Source organism: Trichocoleus desertorum AS-A10, from assembly GCF_039962155.1.
Classification (GTDB): domain Bacteria; phylum Cyanobacteriota; class Cyanobacteriia; order FACHB-46; family FACHB-46; genus Trichocoleus.
This window is the reverse complement of record NZ_JAMPKN010000130.1, coordinates 1-2,020: the sequence shown is the minus strand read 5'-3', so window position 1 is coordinate 2,020 and position 2,020 is coordinate 1. Positions and strand designations below refer to the sequence as shown.

1 protein-coding gene is annotated in these 2,020 nt (G+C 50.8%); it reads left to right on the top strand.

The features are described from left to right. Positions 1–309 precede the first annotated feature (309 nt). Entirely contained in the window at positions 310–1,539 is a 1,230-nt protein-coding gene (locus NDA01_RS31800; RefSeq protein WP_348231203.1) for a transposase, read from the top strand. Positions 1,540–2,020: the final 481 nt, after the last annotated feature.

Genomic DNA, 2,020 nt, shown 5'->3' with positions numbered 1-2,020 from the left:
TTCTTTCAACGGTTCTGGCCCTCTTGGGTTTCTCAGATGTCAGTACAATAGCGGCATTGCTAAAGCTTGAACAGCTTTTCGTCAAAATGAGAATTGCTGTGAGCGAACCCCTGACCTTGTAGAGATTTTCTTTGAGATGATACAATCGAGGATCTCCCGACGACACGCTGCGGTCGCGATTTAACCCACCAGGTTCCAAACTGGAGTTTAGACTAAGGGAGGTGAGAAGCCAGCGAAAGAGAGCAGTCAGAGAAAGAACTGACCGCTCCTGGCATTCTGAGAGAAGAACCACCAATTCTCAGTGCCGCTATGAATGCTGACAAATTGCTTGCATTTCGTCAAACCGCTTATGCATGTCTGGGACGTGCTCACGACGCAATGTTTGAGTTGGGCGATGCGGTTTGGAGTAGTTCCAGGGTAAACAGCTTCGCTGAACTCAGTGGTAGCCCTTTGTTCAGGCGGCAGTGGTCGAGCTTGTATGAAGCTCTACAAGATAGCCGACCGCAGCGCCGCAAGTTGATGCGACTGTACATCGGGCAGATGAGCCAAACTGAACGTCCTGTCCTAGCAAGCGACCACACGATCTGGGTATGTCCTTTTGCTGTGACGTTGCAAGAGCGCACCTACGAGCATCAAGCTGCGATGCTAGGCAACTGTCCGGTTGGCGTGGGACAAGGGTGGAGTACGCTGGCTTGGATTCCCGAAGTGGGCAGCAGTTGGGCACTGCCCTTGCGACATGAGCGCGCGATCTCATTGTGGGATAGTGAGTATGGCTGTGCGCAATTTGTCTTGGCAACGGCTGATATTGATTGCGATAAGCTGATGCGTCTGCGCTCGAATCGCTGTTTGTGGACGGCTCCACCCATTTATGGGGGCAGAGGCAGACCGAGAGTGCATGGCGATAAGTTCAAGCTCAATGACTCGACTACCTGGCACAGCCCGGACCAACAAAGTGAGGTCAATGACTCTAAACAAGGACGACTGCGATTACGCTGTTGGCACCAGATGCACTTCCGCAGCGCAGCAAAGCATCCGCTGCAACTGATTCTGGTGGAATGGCTTGATCACTTTGGTAATCGGCGCAGCGATAAACCCGTCTGGCTGATCTGGGTGGGGGAAACGATGCCGCCCTTAGACCAAATCTGGCAGCTCTACTGCCGTCGCTTCGGCGTAGACCACTGGTTTCGCTTTGCCAAACAAAGACTCCATTGGACGCTCCCTCATCTGGGCACTGCCAAACAAGCCGAACGCTGGAGCGATCTGATGCCCCTTCTGAGTTGGCAGCTATGGCTTGCTCGTGACCTTGTGGCTGACTGTCCTCTCCCCTGGCAAAAATCACAAACTCGGCTCACCCCAGGACGAGTGGCTCAGTCGATGGCTGCCGTTTTTACGCAACTTGGCACTCCTGCCCAACCTCCCAAACTGCGTGGAAAATCACCAGAGTGGACTCAAGGACAACCTCGCAACCCTCGTGTTCGTGCGCCCATTGTCAAAAAGCGATACTCCAAACGCAAAAAGCAAGCTCGAGCATCTACCTAAACGTTTAGCACCTGGTTGCTCAACCCTCGTTCAGCACTACAATCAGGGCTGGGCTTACTTCCACTTAGTCTAAACTCCAGTTGGAATCAAACTGGTTTAATCTCAACTTCATCAATCCTAAAAACGCTTAGATCCCGAAGCTGTAGCAAAAAGAATATTTTTATACCTTCCTCTTTACAGGGATGCTTTGGAAGTGCGATCGCTCGCCTCTATGAGAGCAGCTTGAGTATTCAGAGTTGGAGTGCAGTGCCTCAGTTGCTGCTATCAATTGTGAATTTTGATTGTGAGCTTCGGATTTAACGAAGGCAATGACTATCTGCATATCCTAGCATTAATCGGTAGACCAAAATAGAATCTCTAGTAGATAGCAGCAATTCTCAGTATGGCAATTTAACTGGTATTGGGTGAGATGTCTAGCTCTAATCCTTCGAGCATGAAGGTGAGCAAGTGATCCCAACTGTCGAAATACAGGTAGCGGGTC

Coding starts and splice junctions, on each gene's coding strand:
- NDA01_RS31800 (WP_348231203.1), top strand. CDS start 310: ATGAATGCTGACAAATTGCTTGCATTTCGTCAAACCGCTTATGCATGT.